The sequence below is a fragment of the Capilliphycus salinus ALCB114379 genome (assembly GCF_047276495.1).
GTDB lineage: Bacteria > Cyanobacteriota > Cyanobacteriia > Cyanobacteriales > Microcoleaceae > Capilliphycus > Capilliphycus salinus.
In genome coordinates, this window is the sequence record NZ_CP178543.1 from 4,625,098 (window position 1) to 4,640,988 (window position 15,891).

The 15,891-nt window shown below is 45.6% G+C and carries 13 protein-coding genes and 2 pseudogenes; 5 read left to right on the forward strand and 10 right to left on the reverse strand.

What is annotated here, in order from left to right; translation table 11 throughout:
• Positions 1-4 precede the first annotated feature (4 nt).
• Positions 5-466 (reverse strand): annotated as a pseudogene (gene tnpA / locus ACL6C3_RS18670) (IS200/IS605 family transposase).
• Positions 467-779: 313 nt separating this feature from the next.
• A complete protein-coding gene (gene dndC / locus ACL6C3_RS18675) occupies positions 780-2,351 on the reverse strand; it encodes a DNA phosphorothioation system sulfurtransferase DndC (protein WP_413160540.1) in 1,572 nt (523 codons plus the stop codon).
• Positions 2,352-2,443: 92 nt separating this feature from the next.
• Here dndC and ACL6C3_RS18680 point away from each other — a divergent pair, with 92 nt between their 5' ends.
• Entirely contained in the window at positions 2,444-4,045 is a 1,602-nt protein-coding gene (locus ACL6C3_RS18680; protein ID WP_413160541.1) for a DGQHR domain-containing protein, read from the forward strand.
• A gap of 858 nt (positions 4,046-4,903) precedes the next feature.
• A complete protein-coding gene (locus ACL6C3_RS18685; RefSeq protein ID WP_413160542.1) occupies positions 4,904-6,100 on the forward strand; it encodes a DNA sulfur modification protein DndB in 1,197 nt (398 codons plus the stop codon).
• A gap of 84 nt (positions 6,101-6,184) precedes the next feature.
• On the opposite strand, the pseudogene ACL6C3_RS18690 reads toward ACL6C3_RS18685, so the two are convergent.
• Positions 6,185-6,611, reverse strand: a pseudogene (locus ACL6C3_RS18690) (Uma2 family endonuclease).
• Between the two features lie 99 nt (positions 6,612-6,710).
• On the opposite strand from ACL6C3_RS18690, the gene ACL6C3_RS18695 reads away from it, so the two are divergent.
• Complete coding sequence (locus ACL6C3_RS18695) at positions 6,711-7,550, forward strand: ADP-ribosylglycohydrolase family protein (protein WP_413160543.1); 840 nt, start codon at positions 6,711-6,713, stop codon at positions 7,548-7,550.
• A gap of 55 nt (positions 7,551-7,605) precedes the next feature.
• Here the strand turns inward: ACL6C3_RS18695 and ACL6C3_RS18700 are convergent, their stop codons facing one another.
• Entirely contained in the window at positions 7,606-7,833 is a 228-nt protein-coding gene (locus ACL6C3_RS18700) for a hypothetical protein (RefSeq protein ID WP_413160544.1), read from the reverse strand.
• Between the two features lie 373 nt (positions 7,834-8,206).
• Between ACL6C3_RS18700 and ACL6C3_RS18705 the strand changes: the two genes are divergently transcribed.
• On the forward strand, positions 8,207-9,163 hold the full coding sequence (locus tag ACL6C3_RS18705; RefSeq protein ID WP_413160545.1) for a tyrosine-type recombinase/integrase: 957 nt from the start codon (positions 8,207-8,209) through the stop codon (positions 9,161-9,163).
• Positions 9,164-9,328: 165 nt separating this feature from the next.
• Here ACL6C3_RS18705 and ACL6C3_RS18710 read toward each other — a convergent pair whose 3' ends face one another.
• Positions 9,329-9,505, reverse strand: coding sequence for a hypothetical protein (locus tag ACL6C3_RS18710; RefSeq protein ID WP_413160546.1), 177 nt, complete (start codon positions 9,503-9,505; stop codon positions 9,329-9,331).
• A 14-nt stretch (positions 9,506-9,519) separates the two neighbouring features.
• Between ACL6C3_RS18710 and ACL6C3_RS18715 the strand changes: the two genes are divergently transcribed.
• Complete coding sequence (locus tag ACL6C3_RS18715) at positions 9,520-10,227, forward strand: hypothetical protein (RefSeq protein ID WP_413160547.1); 708 nt, start codon at positions 9,520-9,522, stop codon at positions 10,225-10,227.
• Between the two features lie 88 nt (positions 10,228-10,315).
• Here the strand turns inward: ACL6C3_RS18715 and ACL6C3_RS18720 are convergent, their stop codons facing one another.
• The 5 genes from ACL6C3_RS18720 to ACL6C3_RS18740 all read right to left on the reverse strand — a co-directional run bounded on the left by ACL6C3_RS18720 (position 10,316) and on the right by ACL6C3_RS18740 (position 15,882).
• Entirely contained in the window at positions 10,316-11,398 is a 1,083-nt protein-coding gene (locus ACL6C3_RS18720; RefSeq protein ID WP_413160548.1) for a WD40 repeat domain-containing protein, read from the reverse strand.
• Positions 11,386-12,357: a CobW family GTP-binding protein gene (locus tag ACL6C3_RS18725; RefSeq protein ID WP_413160549.1), complete on the reverse strand. Its 972-nt coding sequence runs from the start codon at positions 12,355-12,357 to the stop codon at positions 11,386-11,388. Before ACL6C3_RS18725 ends, ACL6C3_RS18720 begins: the two co-directional genes overlap by 13 nt.
• Positions 12,358-12,613: 256 nt before the next feature.
• Complete coding sequence (locus ACL6C3_RS18730; protein WP_413160550.1) at positions 12,614-12,742, reverse strand: hypothetical protein; 129 nt, start codon at positions 12,740-12,742, stop codon at positions 12,614-12,616.
• 135 nt (positions 12,743-12,877) lie between these two features.
• On the reverse strand, positions 12,878-14,734 hold the full coding sequence (gene thrS / locus ACL6C3_RS18735; protein WP_413160551.1) for a threonine--tRNA ligase: 1,857 nt from the start codon (positions 14,732-14,734) through the stop codon (positions 12,878-12,880).
• Positions 14,735-14,811: 77 nt separating this feature from the next.
• Entirely contained in the window at positions 14,812-15,882 is a 1,071-nt protein-coding gene (locus ACL6C3_RS18740) for a metal ABC transporter solute-binding protein, Zn/Mn family (protein ID WP_413160552.1), read from the reverse strand.
• Between the last annotated feature and the right edge of the window lie 9 nt (positions 15,883-15,891).

Below are 15,891 nucleotides of genomic sequence, written 5' to 3' on the forward strand. Positions count from 1 at the left end.
GATGCTATACTGTTTTTTTTGAGGGGGATTGCCAAACTGTGGGAGGGTCGTTTTTGGCGGTGGTCTGTTCGAGGGCAGCTATTATATTTTGATTATTATGATGATGTTGTTTTTGGTTGTTGACGTAGGTAACGGCTTTTTCTAGCTGTTTGTATCCCATTTAAAATATGCCATATCCTTCTTGCCATGTAAATCGGTCTGAGGATGTAGATAAAACATGATTCATGTAGTGGGCGCTGCTGCCTTTTATTTGTTTAACAAATTCTGAAATTGATAGGGTTGGGGGAATTGAGACGACCAAATGAATATGATCTTCAATGCCTCCAATTACGTGAACAATACTGTTGAGTTGGTCGGCTTTGTTAATAATATAACCGTATAACTTTTTTTCTTTATCGGCTGTAATCAGAGGTTGACGTTCTTTTGTTGTCCAGATTATATGATAATAAAGTCTCCACAGTGACATGGTTATTAAGATATTGATTGATTTGATTATACAGGATTTAGCCAGAGATTAAAATCTCTGTCTAAAACATAAAGTCCTCTTAAGAGGACTTGGGTTTTCAGACCGGGAATTTATTCCCCGGCGTCGGGGACTTCGGTTTTCAGACGGCCAGACCCGTCACACCCGTCAACACCCGCCAGCCACACCCGTCAGCCACACCCGTCAGCCAGACCCCCCACACCCGCCAGAGATTAAAATCTCTGTCTAATACATAAAGTCCTCTTAAGAGGACTTGGGTTTTCAGACCGGGAATTTATTCCCCGGTTTAACTAACCTATTCCTCCTCATCGTTGGTGGTTTCTGAATTCTTGGAATATTTCATGTTTCCCCAAGTTAGTTGTTTAATGGTTTCAACGTCTCCTTCTTGGGCGGCTAACTTTAAATTGCGTCTCAGGTGGGCGTTTGCAATGGCTTCTTCTTTGCTTCGCGAACTGGTTTCAAAACATTTTTCCAGGTCTTCAAAGATTCCCAAACGACGGGCTTTTGTATAATATTGTCGTTCGGTATCTAACAGTTTTGCCATTAATTCTAAGTGCATGGCGTTTTCCCCGCAAATTTCTTCTAGGGTTGTCCATTCATCACTCCCTAACAGACTGTTTTCCATGCCGCGATAGGCGTCTATAAAGGTTTCTCCTGTCACTTCTTTATATATCCTCGGTAAACTATCATCAAATTCGTGTCTTTCTTCTAACCAAATTCGACGGATTTCGCTAAGTTCTTCTATTGTTAGAAGGGTGATCTCCCCCATGTCTTCAGGCGCATTCTCACGGATTTCTTTTTGAATCGTTAATAATCTTCTCAACCAATACTCTCGCGCCTCTTTTAGAAAAGGGCCTGGAATGGGTTCAATAGAAACCTCTCCATCTAAATTGCGTTCATATAATTGAACTTTTCCATTTCTTCGTCTAAAATCACGTCTATCTCTGTTTTCTTCAAGATCTAATTCTTGACGTAAATCTAACAAAGGCTGTAACCACTCTTTTTCTTCATCGTTTCTAATCATCGCCGCTAAAGATTTATCTTGACTAACCAAAGTACAAACCCAACAGCCAAAACGAGAACTTCCACAAGTTGGAGTTGAGGTATCAACAACTAACGGACATTCATTATCTGCGGTTGCTCCTCGATACATGGTAAATAAATCTTTATTACTATGTCCCCAAGGGTTTTCCCATTGCATTAAATAAATCCATACTTCATCATTCTGCCAGTCTTCAATAGGACTATAAACCAGTGAATTAGGCAGATTCATATTAGGACTCAAATGTTCTCTAACACGCTTTTTTTCTATTTCTTCCATGCGCTGTTCACGGGTTTTACTTTCCGCTTTCCGAATTCCTAAGACTAAGATTGTTTCGCCTCTAGTTCTAATAACTTCGCGAATAAAACGGTTTGAAGGCTGGATTTTTAGTCGTTCTGTACACCAACGAAATTTTCCGCGAGGTGGTGGATAACCTTTACCAATTAATCCTACCCAAAAGGTTTCTGTAAGTTCAGGATGTAGCAAATGAGGCTCAAATGGTAGATTCTGTTCTTGGGCTGCAACTTCTATCGCTTTTAGAGATTTCCTGACCCAAGCTGATACTATAGGATTTTCTACTAATGTATCTGTTGTAATTACATGAATAGTTTTACTGCGCTTTTCTGGTGGAAGTGCGGCGATCGCATTCCAAACCAGTTGTAATGTAACAGTGCTATCTTTTCCGCCTGAATAACCAATTACCCAAGGAACCTGATCAAGACAGTATAATTGCTGAATCTCAGTAGTAAGAGCTTCTACCACTTCTACCAACTCAGCGACAGTGCGATTTTTTTGTTTTTTTTCTTCTTGCTGTGCGGTACTCATGTTTGTTGCCCTTTTACTAGCACCCTGTTCAGTTATAATAACCCGTATCATAGAGTTTTTAAAAACTTGTTCTCATAGCTTAATATTTACGAATGAAATCTGCAACCGATCCAACCCCCGAACCCAACCCCCAAGACCGAGAAGCGATTGCGCGGAGCGCAGTGGCGGAGCCAATCGCGAAGGTTCTTGAACCCCTCCTCAACTCCCCCGACACCCTCCTGGTACACAAAACCCAGATGGGAGGAACAGAAGCCTTTATCGGTTCAGTAACATTGGACTGGTTGGATCGCAAAGTGGGTTATGCTTCCCAACTCCCCCTGTTTAAACGCCACCTGAACCCAGAAACCGGCAACGTTGAACGAGTCGCGGACACCGTAGAAGACATCTTACAACGCCCCCTAGACTGGTCGCGTCAACTCCCCCTCGCCCAATACCTCGCCACCCACAAAGCCCACAAGTTCCCCGCCTTGTTAGTTGTTATCTGTCCGTCTTGGGTCAACCATCCGAAAGCTTTTGAGTGGGATGAGGAAGGACGGGCCACCGAGTCGGCGATCGCATTTCAGGGGTTAGACAGTGGCGGACAACTGGGACTGTTGCATTTATCGTCCGATGTTTCAGTATTTGCTTTAGACGGACAACATCGCCTGATGGGGATACAGGGCTTAATGCGACTGTTGCGAAGTGGAAAACTCCAACCCTACACCAAGGTCAAAAAAGCCGTCGGGGAACCCATCACCTTCGCGGACATGGCCGAAGTTTCAACCTTAACCCCCGAGGAGATGCGAAACTTAGCCTCCGAAACCATTGGGATCGAGTTCATTCCCGCAATAGTTCCCGGAGAAACTCGCGCGATCGCCCGTCAACGGGTCCGATCTATTTTTGTTCACGTTAACCTGATGGCGGTGAAACTCACCAAAGGTCAGTTAGCGCTACTCGACGAGGATGACGGGTTTTCTATTGTAACGCGACAGGTGGCAGTAACTCATCCTTTATTAATGGAAAAACGCGATCGCAACCCTCGGATAAACTGGGATAGTGCAACGGTGGCCTCCAAGTCTACGGTTTTAACCACCTTACAAGCCCTCAAAGAGATGACCCAACGCTATTTAAGCGATCGCTTTCCTCACTGGCTTTCGCCCAAACCGGGGTTAGTTCCCATGCGTCCCGACGATGACGAACTTGACGAGGGGATGCAGGAGTTGCGGCGCCTGTTGGATGCGTTGGCGAGTTTGCCGAGTTATCAACGTCTGGAAAGGGGCGAGGAAACTCCCGTGTTGCGGCGGTTTAGCTTTGAAAAACCGGGGGGCGAGAGTAATATTTTGTTTCGTCCGGTGGGTCAAGTGGCGATCGCCCAGGGGTTGGGGGTGTTGGTGTTTCAGCAGAAAAAACCGCTGGTGAGTTTGTTTGAAAAGTTGCGGTCTTTTGATGCCAAGGGCGGGTTTAATGGGATAGAATACCCCGAGTCTTTGTGGTATGGGGTTTTATTCGATCCGAGTAAACGGCGTATCCGGGTAGCGGGGCGAGATCTGGCGGCGAAGTTGTTGGTTTATATATTGGGTGGAATAGATGAACCGATGGATCGGGCGGAGTTGCGACGGGGGTTGGCGGAGGCGAGAACGTTTGAGAATAGGGCGGTTAATTTTGAGGGGCGGTTTGTGAAGCCCAGAGAAATTAAATTACCCAATATATTGTAGTTGAATAACCCCCACCAACCTCCCTTTATCCCCCCTAGCCCCCCGAAGATCGGGGGGTGGGAGGCTAAATATTGTAGTTGAATAACCCCCACCAACCTCCCCCTAACAGGAGGAGGCTAAATATTGTAGTTGAATAACCCCCACCAACCTCCCTTTATCCCCCCTAGCCCCCCGAAGATCGGGGGGTGGGAGGCTAAATATTGTAGTTGAATAACCCCCACCAACCTCCCCCTAACAGGAGGAGGCTAAATATTGTATTAAAATAACCCCCACCAACCTCCCCCTAACAGGAGGAGGCTAAATATTGTATTAAAATAACCCCCACCAACCTCCCCCTAACAGGACTGAAGAAAGTTTAACTCCCCTCGCCATTAAACAATAGTCCCCGACGGGACACCTTTTCCCTCTCCAACTAATAAATAGTCCCTTTGGGACACAATTTTCCCCCTCTCCAACTAATAAATAGTCCCTTTGGGACACGATTTTCCCCCTCTCCAACTAATAAATAGTCCCTTTGGGACACGATTTTCCCCCTCTCCAACTAATAAATAGTCCCTTTGGGACACAATTTCCCTCTCCTCGTAGGAGAGGGTTAGGGAGAGGTAGGAGAGGGCGCTGCGGTGAGGTGGAGAGGGCGCTGCGGTGAGGTGGAGAGGATAGGGAGAGGTGGAGAGGATAGGGAGAGGTGGAGAGGGGTTGGGGGAGAGGTCAAAAAATGTTAACGCTACAAGTTTTTTTGATATCAAATCCGAGAATAATATATGGTGTTTGATACGGTTTGTTAGGGGGTGGTCATCTGATCATTTTTACATTTACAATACAAAATAGAACTCACAGAATTTTATGTATCAGGACGGCATGACCTCACTCAACATGAACGATATTAATGATGATTTTACCGAACTCAATTCTCAGCTTTATGCTGTATTTTCTCCCCTTTTTTCAAAATATAGAGAAGAAAATTTTTGCTGTCTGGGTTTAAGTTTCCAACAGGGAAAACGGCAAATGATTCAAATTAATGTTCCCGCCCGAGATATTCCCACCCTACTAGAAGCCAAACCCTCGGAAGATAACGACCCCGACTCTGGAAAAAATCGTCCGGTTGTTAAAGGTCATGCCGAAGAAATTAAAGAGTATATTGTTCATCATGCCAGTCTAGATAAGCCTTGGATTTTGGGAACGTTAACCGCCAATATTGACCCGGAAAAAATCACGGTAATTGAGTTGGGTTTGGGAGTGTGTTTTGTTGGAATTCCCCTGGATACGCCCCTTGATATTACGGACGGACAGCATCGCTGGAAAGCTATTGATGAGTTGTATAGAAACAAACAAATTAAGTTAATCGGAAAAAATTTCTTTCCCATTACATTGGTTTTAGAAGCGAATTTTAACCAGTGTCAGAAAGATTTTCGAGATATGGCACAAACCAAAGAACTCGACCAATCTTTGTTATTGTCTTTCGGAGAGTTTAGCGGTCAAGTTGGGATTTTGAAACAATTGGTCGAAAAAGTTTCGATGTTTAGGGGGAAAACCGAAAAGATTAAACGCACTCCCAATTCTAAGAAAAAGTTGATTTATACGAATAAATTTATTGCGACTGCGGTCAGTTGTGCGTTTGAAAATGATCCGAATGCGACTTTAGAAGATTATGATGTTGAGGAAGCTTCTCGAATTTTGGCGGAGGCTTTCAACCAGTTCTTTTCCGAATGCCCCCAAACTCAATATATTGCCGGTCAAAGCCCCAAAGATTTAACCGTTGAGGAAATTAACGATTTTATTAAGGAAAAATCAATTTTAGGGAGATCTGTTGGCTTAGAAATTTTAGCTCGATTACTGCATTTATGCTACAATGAAAATGAGCAATGTTTTGATTCTTATAAAATTTCCCAACTCGCTCAACTGGACTGGTCATACAGTAGCAATCTGTGGGCAAATAACATAGTTACAATTAATCCAAATCCCGACAATCCAGCTAAACCATACAGCATATCTAATAACAAAGGTAATGTAAAAATCGCTGTGAATACGGCAAAAGCACAGTTGGGTTGGATGTAATTTTTAATAACTAAATATTGAATAAACTTTTGGGGTATGGGAAACAATACCCCTTTTTAAGTTCAGAGTTGCAGAATTTCACGTTCAACCCCAAATCCGACGCAAATTTAATACAAAACCGGTTAACACCCTTTCACCGGAGAACTCGGAGGGATTTTCTAACACTTCGACTGCCAATTATGGCCGATAAATTTCTACTTGTTTTTGTTGCGGATCGATTCGTACCATTAGGTAAAATAAAACCAGTCGAGGAGTCAAAAATTTTACCCGTTTCCCCCGAATTACGCCACCATAAATACAACTCTCCAGAAAGATTGCTATGACGTTCTCCGGTTTCCCAACAATCAGGGGGGTTGACAATTAATTCTCCTTGTGGGGTTCTTTCTAGTCTCAAGTCGGGGTTGGCTGCGGCTAAGGCTGTAAATTGTTCTTGGGTAACGGACAGGGCGATCGTTGTGGGTAATTCTATTGATAGGGTTTCGGTTTCAGGTCTGGCGGGTGTTTGTACCATGTTGGCTTTTTGTTATTATGTTTACCCTATTGTCTTATTGTAAATAGAATTAATGCGATCGCGATCAGTTACAATATTGTTAACTTCACAAGAGTGGGTATGTTAGTCGAACTTGCCATTGGTGATGCTTACGGCGCCGGTTTTGAATTCGCCCCGGATGAATTTGTCGCGACTCACAACACCCTAAGCGGTTATGTTCAACACCCCCGTCATACCCTGAAACCGGGAAGCTACACCGATGATACTCAGATGAGTTTGGCGATCGCTGAAACTTTAATTGCTAATGATCCTTGGACGCCGGAAGTTCTCGCGAGTCGGTTTGTAAAAACGTTTAAACGCGATCCGAGAAAAGGTTACGCCAGTCGCTTCTATGAGTTTCTGTTGTCTGTCAATGATGGTGAAGAATTTCTGGCTAAAATACAGGGAACCAGTGATAAAAGCGGTTCGGCGATGCGGGTGATGCCGGTGGGAATTTTACCGACTGTCGAACAGGTGATCGAAGCGGCAACCATTCAAGCTAAACTAACCCATAATAGCCCCAATGGAATTAATGCGGCGATCGCTGCGGCTTTGATGTCCCATTATTTTCTGTACCGTTTGGGAAATAAGGAGGGACTGGGATTATTTTTAGAACGTTATATTCCTGGGAGTTGGTCTATTCCTTGGAACCAAAAAGTTAGCACATTGGGTTGGCAATGCGTCCAAGCTGCGGTGACGGCGATTGTTCGTAATGATAGCCTCAGTAATATTTTACTCGATTGTGTGGCATTTACGGGGGATGTAGACACGGTTGCGGCGATCGCAATGGCTTCTGGATCTTGTAGTGAGGAAGTCCGTCAAGATTTACCCTCGGGTTTATTTGAGGGTTTAGAAAATGGAAGATATGGTCGAGATTATATTATAGAACTGGATCGAAAATTATTGAGCCGAGTGATTTAAAGGTAATTTGTTAAAGGTTTTTGGTGTGAGTGAGCGTGAGTTTTAAGGTGTGTTGTTAACTGGCGATTTGATTGTTTTTGGGTTTGATTAGGGCTTTTTTGATTTGAGATTTTCGCAATCGCATAAAGGGTTTCCCTTCAATTAACCAACTTAAATCAAAGATTTGTTCTCCTCGATAGCTAATTTTACACCCGACTATAAATAGTGAAAATCCCGAGATTTTAATCCCCGAAGATTTAAAAGGACAGCTTTTTTTCGGACAAGTTGTACATTTGATTTCCATAAGATTTATTCCTCTCCCCTCTTTATCTATAGTCAATATTTCCTATAGTTTCAGTGATGATGGTGTTGAGAGGAATTGATTTTGATCTTTATCGCAAGTGAGATATATCAACAAGGATTATGGGTTGAAGTCCGTTAATTTAGTGATTTTGATCGAGTTAATTGGTGATGACTATCACAACCCGAGAGTATTTAATCTTCAACTCTAAACTTATTTTAGTCTGGGGTTAATGGAGGCGCGCGCTAAAAGGGGGTAATTTTCCGAAAAAAAGTCTGGGAAGTCGGAGGGTGAGGGGGGCGGGCGCTAATTCCCGTAAGGGTAGTTATCGGAATTAGATAAGATAGAATTTCTATAAACACCCCAACTACACCCCATGTCTATCCCGGAATCCTCAATTACCCAATCACCCAATTCTCCCGTTGGTGTCGCGCGCCTTCTGAATGTCTTTGCTGATTTTCTCGATCTCGATGTCGGCGCCGGAGATGCGGCGACGGATACCCTCATTACCTACAAGCGCCAACTCATTCAGTTTCTCGACTGGTGCGATCACAGACAGCTTCATCCGGCTGAAATTACCAAAGATGATATTAAAAAATACCGTCGCTGGATGATTGATAAAAAAGGTTTTAAACCCGCAACTATCGCTTTAAAACTCTCGGTGGTGCGAAGATTTTATCAGGCTGCATTGGAAAAAGGACTGCTATCCGTTAACCCCGCAGCCGGGGTAAAAGCACCCAAAGAAAAACGCGATCCCGCCGAAAAAATTACCTATTTAGAAGCCTCGGAAGTTGAACACTTCTTTGCCACAATTACCGACGATGGTAGCCTGAAATCTGCACGGGATAAAGCTCTTTTGGCAATTTTAACCTTAGAAGGGCCGCGAACGGTAGAGTTGCATCGGGCGAATATTTCTGATATCGTAAGGCAGGGTAAAAATTGGGGGATTCGCGTTGAAGGAAAGCGCAATATTCGCATCGTACCCCTAACACCCGAAATCGCCCAATTGTTGAGGGTTTATCTCGAACGCCGAGAAGCAACAGAAGGACAGCTTAAACCCTCGAGTCCTCTGTTTATTGCAGTCGGAAATCGGGCCGGAGGAAAACGCATTTCTCGGCGGGGAATTCGGTTGATTGTAGATGGGTATCTCCAAGAAGCCGAGTTAAAACACACGCCAGGGCGAACTTTATCGACTCACAGCTTGAGACACACGGCGGGAACTTTGGCGATCGCGATCGGGGGCGGAGTTGCGTCAGGTTCAAGATTTGTTGGGACACGCCGATCCGCGAACCACTTGTATTTACGCCCACGTTGGCGATCGCTGGGAAAATAACCCCGCCTTGAAGTTGGGAATAAAACTTGAGAATGATAATCGTCAACAACTCACGGAGAATAATAAACCGTCTGACATTTGAGAAAATCGGTACCGGGATGATATAAAGTAATTGTTGCTTTTCCCGCTTCTCCGCCTACATTTCCCACCCCAATCACCTGTTTTTTAGAAGTCGTTAAAGATTGCTTGCCAGAGTTCGGGGCTATTCATTTTATGGTTTTGCTGTTCTCGGTTGCCAATAATCGACTGAATACAGTTCCTTAAATCTAGTAACTCTACTTTATATAAACCTGAAATTTCTTGACAAATTCTTTGAACATCATTAATAATAATGATTATCATTTTTATTCAATCCGATGACTCAAACTTGCTTCTACCAAACTCTCACCGCAACTGTTACAGGCATCACTCTCGGTGGCTTGGGAGTTCTCAACATCGCTCCCGCTCAAGCGGCAACATTTCGCCTTTCCTGGACGGGCCAGGTTTTAGGCTACCAGGCTGAAGGTCTTTTCAGCTACAACGAGACTCAAGTAGATGAAAGTGGAATTGTTCGTCGAGACGATCTGGAGTCCTTTAATATCGCATTTTACGATCCGGAGGGAAATCTAATTCAAGAATTTATTGACAACCATCTTACCTATTCGCAGTTCAATTTCAACTTTGATACTCAAACTGGAAAGATTCTTCAAGAGGGCTTTTCCGATGAGCCAAATGGTATTGATATCGGAGAGTACAATCCCATATTTGATGATGAAGGAAATCTGGTTTCTGCCAGTGGTCTCAATTTTTGGTCTGCGGCTCCGGCTCCAGAGGGAACACCAATTCCTCACGTTCATCTCACAGATTTCGGGAATGATTTTCCATATTTACCCATTGGATTTCGTCGGCATTTGGATGTTGCTTTTTTCACTCGAACCACCGCTGAATTGCTAAACGATCCGACGGCAGGGGATGACTTTGGACGGCGAATGATTGCCACTAAAGTTCCCGAAGCCGACCCAATATTTGGATTGGGAATTGTGAGCTTGATTTGGTATTTTACCCGAAAAAAAACCGCGAGTTAAATCGGGCTATATTTGATGTTGGGTGAATTAAAAATTATAAATCGCTCAACATCAGCCCTCTTAGTTTTTTAATAAAAAACCCCGGCTTTTATTTTCGAGCAAACCCCCGTCCCGAAGTAGACTTTGACCAAATTCTAAGTTCTCCCCGCCGTCCTCCTGCGGCGAGAAATTCTCCTTGAGGGTGCCACGACAAACAGGAAAAACCATCAACCCCATCTTCCAAGGTTTGAATCATTTTTTCGGCCGAATGCCACAAACAAACCGCCCCTTCTTCGCTTCCCGAAGCTAACAGAAACGTACCCGGTTGAAACTCAATTCCGGTGACATTTTCCCGGTGTCCTTCCAACACCCAACCTTCCCAACCCGCCTCTTCTTGAACTTGTTTTTCCCAAATGACAACCCCTTCCGCACTGGCGACGGCCAACAGCGGCGCCCCCAACACCGTCGGCGAGTCCGACCAGGCCAAACACCGCACTTTTCCCGGAAAACCCCGCATCACCCAAGGATGGGGGTTCCCCCATTCCACCACCGCCAGGGTTCTATCGAGGTTCCCGCAGGCGATATACTTGCCATCGGGAGACCAGGCGACGGCTTGGCTGGCCGAGGGTATTTGCAACACGTGGGGGTCATCCTCCCAGTTGGAACCCTGCCAAATTTTCACCCCCTGATAGCCGCCAACCGCCAAAGTATCAAGGACGGGGTGCCAAGCCAGACACAACACCGACGAGTCGCGAAAGTTCAACCCCGCGACCTCCCGATGGGTTTCGGCGTCCCAAATTTGCACCGTCCGACCCCGACTGAAGGCGAGTTGGTTGGCCGTTGAACTCCAGGCGAGTTGGTCAACCCAGGCGGATGTGGGGTCGAGAGGGGTGAGGGTTTGGGTGGGGAGGTGCCAAATTTTCACCACGCCATCCTGTCCCCCGGCGGCGAGATATTGACCGTCCCGAGAAAAGGACAGACAATCAATAGATTTTCCCGTCTCCGATTGTAATACGAATACCCGCTCTTTTTGATGCCAGAGGATAAGTTCTCCGCAGGCGGAACTGGCGGCGAGCCAACCTTCGGGCGACCATTTAACGGCGGTAATATAATCGGATAGCGTTAGGTTTTCGCGGGTTTTTAATCGGGTTGAAGGGGTGCGATTTTTTTTGTTTTTGCCTAAATCAAACACTGGCGAAAGCCCTCTTTTAACTGTTCTTCGTTGAGGTTGCGGCCGATAAATACTAATTCATTTTTGCGGGTTTCTTGGGGCTTCCAGGGGCGGTCGGGGATACCGTTAAACAGCATATGAACCCCCTGAAAAACGTAGCGGTGATCTTCGCCGGCGATATTCAAAATTCCTTTCATTCTGAAAATATCCGGGCCTTGATTTTGCAAGAGTTCGCCGATCCACTGATTGAGTTTTTCTCCGTCCAATTCCCCGCTTTCTACTAAAGCGACAGATTTAACGGTTTCGTCGTGTTCGTGGGCGTCTTCGTTTAAAAATTCCGGGTCAATTTCTAAGGCTCTTTTCACGTCAAAGGCTCGAACCCCCAGCAACGCTTCCATTTCTAATTGGGCGTTTTGGGTGCGATAAATTTTCGCCATTACGTTCATTTTTTTAATGCGTTTTTCCAGTTCGTCGAGTTCTTCGGGGGTGACTAAATCGACTTTATTGAGTAAAATTATATCGGCAAATGCCATTTGTTCTTGGGCTTCGTCGGCTTCCCAATGTTGCCAAATATGTTTGGCATCCACAACGGTGACAACGGCATCGAGTAACAGTTTTTCCTGCATATCCTCATCGACAAAAAAGGTTTGAATGACGGGGGCAGGGTCGGCGAGTCCGGTGGTTTCTATCACGAGATGGTCGAACTGATCCCGGCGTTTCATCAAGTTACCAATAATTCGGATTAAATCGCCCCGAACGGTGCAACAAATACAGCCGTTATTCATCTCAAATATTTCTTCATCGGCATCGATCACAAGCTGGTTATCAATGCCAACTTCTCCGAATTCATTGACAATTACCGCAACTTTTTTACCGTGTTCGTGGGTTAAAATTCGATTCAGCAGTGTTGTTTTTCCCGCCCCCAAATATCCCGTTAAGACGGTGACGGGAACTGTATCTTTTGCAACAGCGTTAACCATGGCTCAACCTCGGCTTTTATAAAATGATAACCATTATCGCACAAAAAGCAAGGGGCAAAAGTAGGATGGCAGTGCGAACCGCAGGTTTTTGGCGATCGCCTCGCCTGACCGGTTTTACATCCGACCTATAGCGCTTCGCGCTAGGCAAGAGGCAAAAGGCAAGAGGCAAGAGGGGGGGAAAGTTCCGTATAATCAGGCTTTTGGCTATTCTTCGTGCTTGGGATTTGTAAATATAACAGCGCGAACTGCTATAACATTAGGTTTGGCTTTGCAGCAAAAAGGGTCGAACGGCTTCCATGACGGCTTCGGGGTGTTCTTCGTGGAGTCCCAAAGAACCCGACAGGTGGCGAACTTCCACCCCTTCCAGGTTCGCGATCGCTTCCATTTCGGCTTTCGACCCCGGCGGTGCCTGGTCGCTAACGATAACTATTATCGGGGCAGGTAAGGGTTGAAACCAGTTGAGAAACTCCTGCCGCCCCGATGAAATTATTATACAACTTTTTCGGCTTTGAAACTCATTCTAGAGGTTGATTTTTTGGGCGATCGCAGTTTGTAAATGCTGTTGCAGTTCCGGTAAAGTCAGAGAACCCATTTCCCCGGCTTGTCGGGTTCTCACACTCAAAGTTTGTTGTTCAACTTCTCGTTTTCCCACCACTGCAACCACTGGAATTTTATCGAGTTCGGCTTGACGAATTTGTTTCCCCAAGCGATCGCCACTGCGGTCAATTTCTACTCGAAAACCCGCTTTTTTCAGAGAATGAGCGATCACTTCGGTTGAGTCTCGTTGTTGATCGCTCACGGGTAATAAACGCAATTGAACCGGAGCCAACCACAGGGGAAAATCCCCCGCATAGTTTTCAATTAAAATCCCAAAAAAACGCTCCAAAGACCCAAAAATTGCCCGGTGAATCATAATCGGTTGTTGTCGGCTACCATCGGGGGCAATATATTCGAGATCAAACCGTTCGGGCAAATTAAAATCAACTTGAATCGTCGAACACTGCCACAACCGGCCAATAGCATCTCGAATTTTAATATCAATTTTCGGCCCGTAAAAAGCCCCGCCCCCCACATCTTCCACAAACTCCCAATTTTTAGCGTTTAAAGCCTCAATTAACGCCTCTGTTGCCAATTGCCATCCCGCATCGGTTCCGACAGACTTGGGCGGACGAGTAGACAAATTCACCTCATAGTTTGTGAAGCCAAAATCTGATAATATTTTTTCAGTTAAATTCAAAACCCCTAAAATTTCCTCGGCAATTTGTTCGGGCAAACAAAAAATATGAGCATCATCTTGAGTAAAGCCCCGCACCCGCATTAACCCGTGCAATACCCCCGAACGTTCGTAGCGATAAACCGTTCCTAACTCCGCCCACCGCAGGGGAAATTCTCGATAAGAATGAAGGTCATATTTATAGGTCAAAACATGAAACGGACAGTTCATCGGTTTCAGTTGATACGCTTGATTTTCAACCGTCATCGAATCGAACATATTTTCCCGATAAAAATCAAAATGCCCCGATGTTTTCCACAGTTCCAAGTTTGCCACATGGGGCGTATACAGCAGTTGATAACCCGCTTCTAAATGAGAATTTCGCCAATAATCTTCGATCACATAACGCATCATTGAACCTTTGGGATGCCAAAAAACCAACCCGCCCCCCGCATCTTCTTCAATACTAAAAAGCTGCAATTCCCGTCCAATTTTACGATGATCTCGGCGTTGGGCTTCTTCTTTTTGTTGAAAATAAACTTGCAATTGTTCGGGCGTTTCCCAAGCCGTCCCATAAATTCGTTGCAGCATGGGTTGAGTTTCATCCCCTCGCCAATAAGCCCCCGCAACGCTTTCTAAAGCAAAAGCATCGGGGTGAATTTCTCCGGTAAAATTCAGATGAGGTCCGGCACACAAATCCCACCAATATTCTCCCGGCGGAGTCGTAACGGGAGCGATCAAAGAAGGTTCGGGCGGGGGCGTTTTATCTGTCCATCTGCCCCCATCGGGCGTTCCAATAAAATAACGAGTAATGGTTTTTTCGGGGGGAATTTTCGCCAAAATTTCCAGTTTATAGGGTTCGCCCAATTGTTCAATCTCGGCTTTGATTTCTTCCCGTTCAACCCCTTCACAAATAATCGGTAAATTGGCTTGAATAATTCGCCGCATTTCTGTTTGGATGGTGTTCAAGTCTTCCGGGGTAAACGGTTCTTTGCGATCAAAATCATAATAAAATCCTGTTTCTGTCACCGGGCCAATGGTTACTTTTGTTTCAGGAAATAGCTTTTGTACTGCCATTGCCAAAATATGGGCGCAGGTGTGACGAATGCGTTCGAGTTGTTTGAGATCGCTCGGTTTGAGAACAAGATTTGATTGAGATTGCATCGAGGAAATCACCATAATTACCTGTAAAAAAGTATTTTCGGACTAAAAAATGCGTGAATTATTCCGGCCAACAGGGTTTATTTTTGAGCGGTAAACGGCGTATAATTTCCGCCCAAGCCTTCAACAATTGTGCGCGTATTTGATTTTAGCATTTGTTGATAGGTTTCGGCGCCGCTTCCGGTTTCTCCCAAACCATCGGCGTACAATTTTCGCTCGGAAACTCGAATCTTTGCTTCTTTGGCAACCGTTTCGAGCAGTTGAGGGTTGCCCGTTGATTCTGCAAAAATCGTCGGTACATTTGCCGCTTGAATCTCCCGCACCAGTTCCCCGACTCGCGCCGCAGTTGGGGCTTCATCCGTACTGAATCCCTGCAACGCCCCTTCGTAGGAAAGACCGTAAGCATTCACATAGTAACCCAGCGCATCGTGGGTGGTGACAAGCTTTTGTTGATCGGGGGGAATGGTGGAAATTTTAGACAAAATCCAACCGTCAATTTCTGCAAGTTCGGCCGCGATTTGTTCGGCATTTTGTTGATAAAGTTCCGCCTTTTCCGGCTGTAAATTTGCCAAAGATTCGGCAATAACTCCGACCATTTGAATACCATTTTCGGGATCGTGCCAAACGTGAGGATCGGGGGCCAATTCTTCGCCGTGTTCGTGGTCGTGGTCGTGGTCGTGGTCATGGTCGTGGTCGTGGTCGTGATTATCATTCCCCTGACCGTGATCGTGGGCTTCTCCCATCAACGGTTGGGGGACGGCGACCTCGTGGACGGCAATTTTGGGGGCGGGGTTGCTTGTGGCTTCCACCAATCGAACTAAACTTGGATCGAAGTCGTACCCCGCGTATAAAATTAAATTGGCGGTATCGATCGCCTTGCGGTCCTCGGGCTGGGGCTGATAAACGTGGGGGTCTTCGCCCGCTTCCATCAAACAGTTGAGGTTAACCGTTTCTTGGGCAACCTGCCGGGTTAAGTCACAAATAATACTCGTAGTCGCGACAACCGAGGGAAGGGTAACGCCCGTTTCTATGGCTGCGGGGGCAGTTGCGCCGTTCGGGTTGGCAGCGTTTTGAGGTGACGAATTACACCCGACCGACGCCCAAAGGAAGGTTAAACCCACCAGGGGCTTGAGGTTGACATTTCCTAACATGGCTGACCT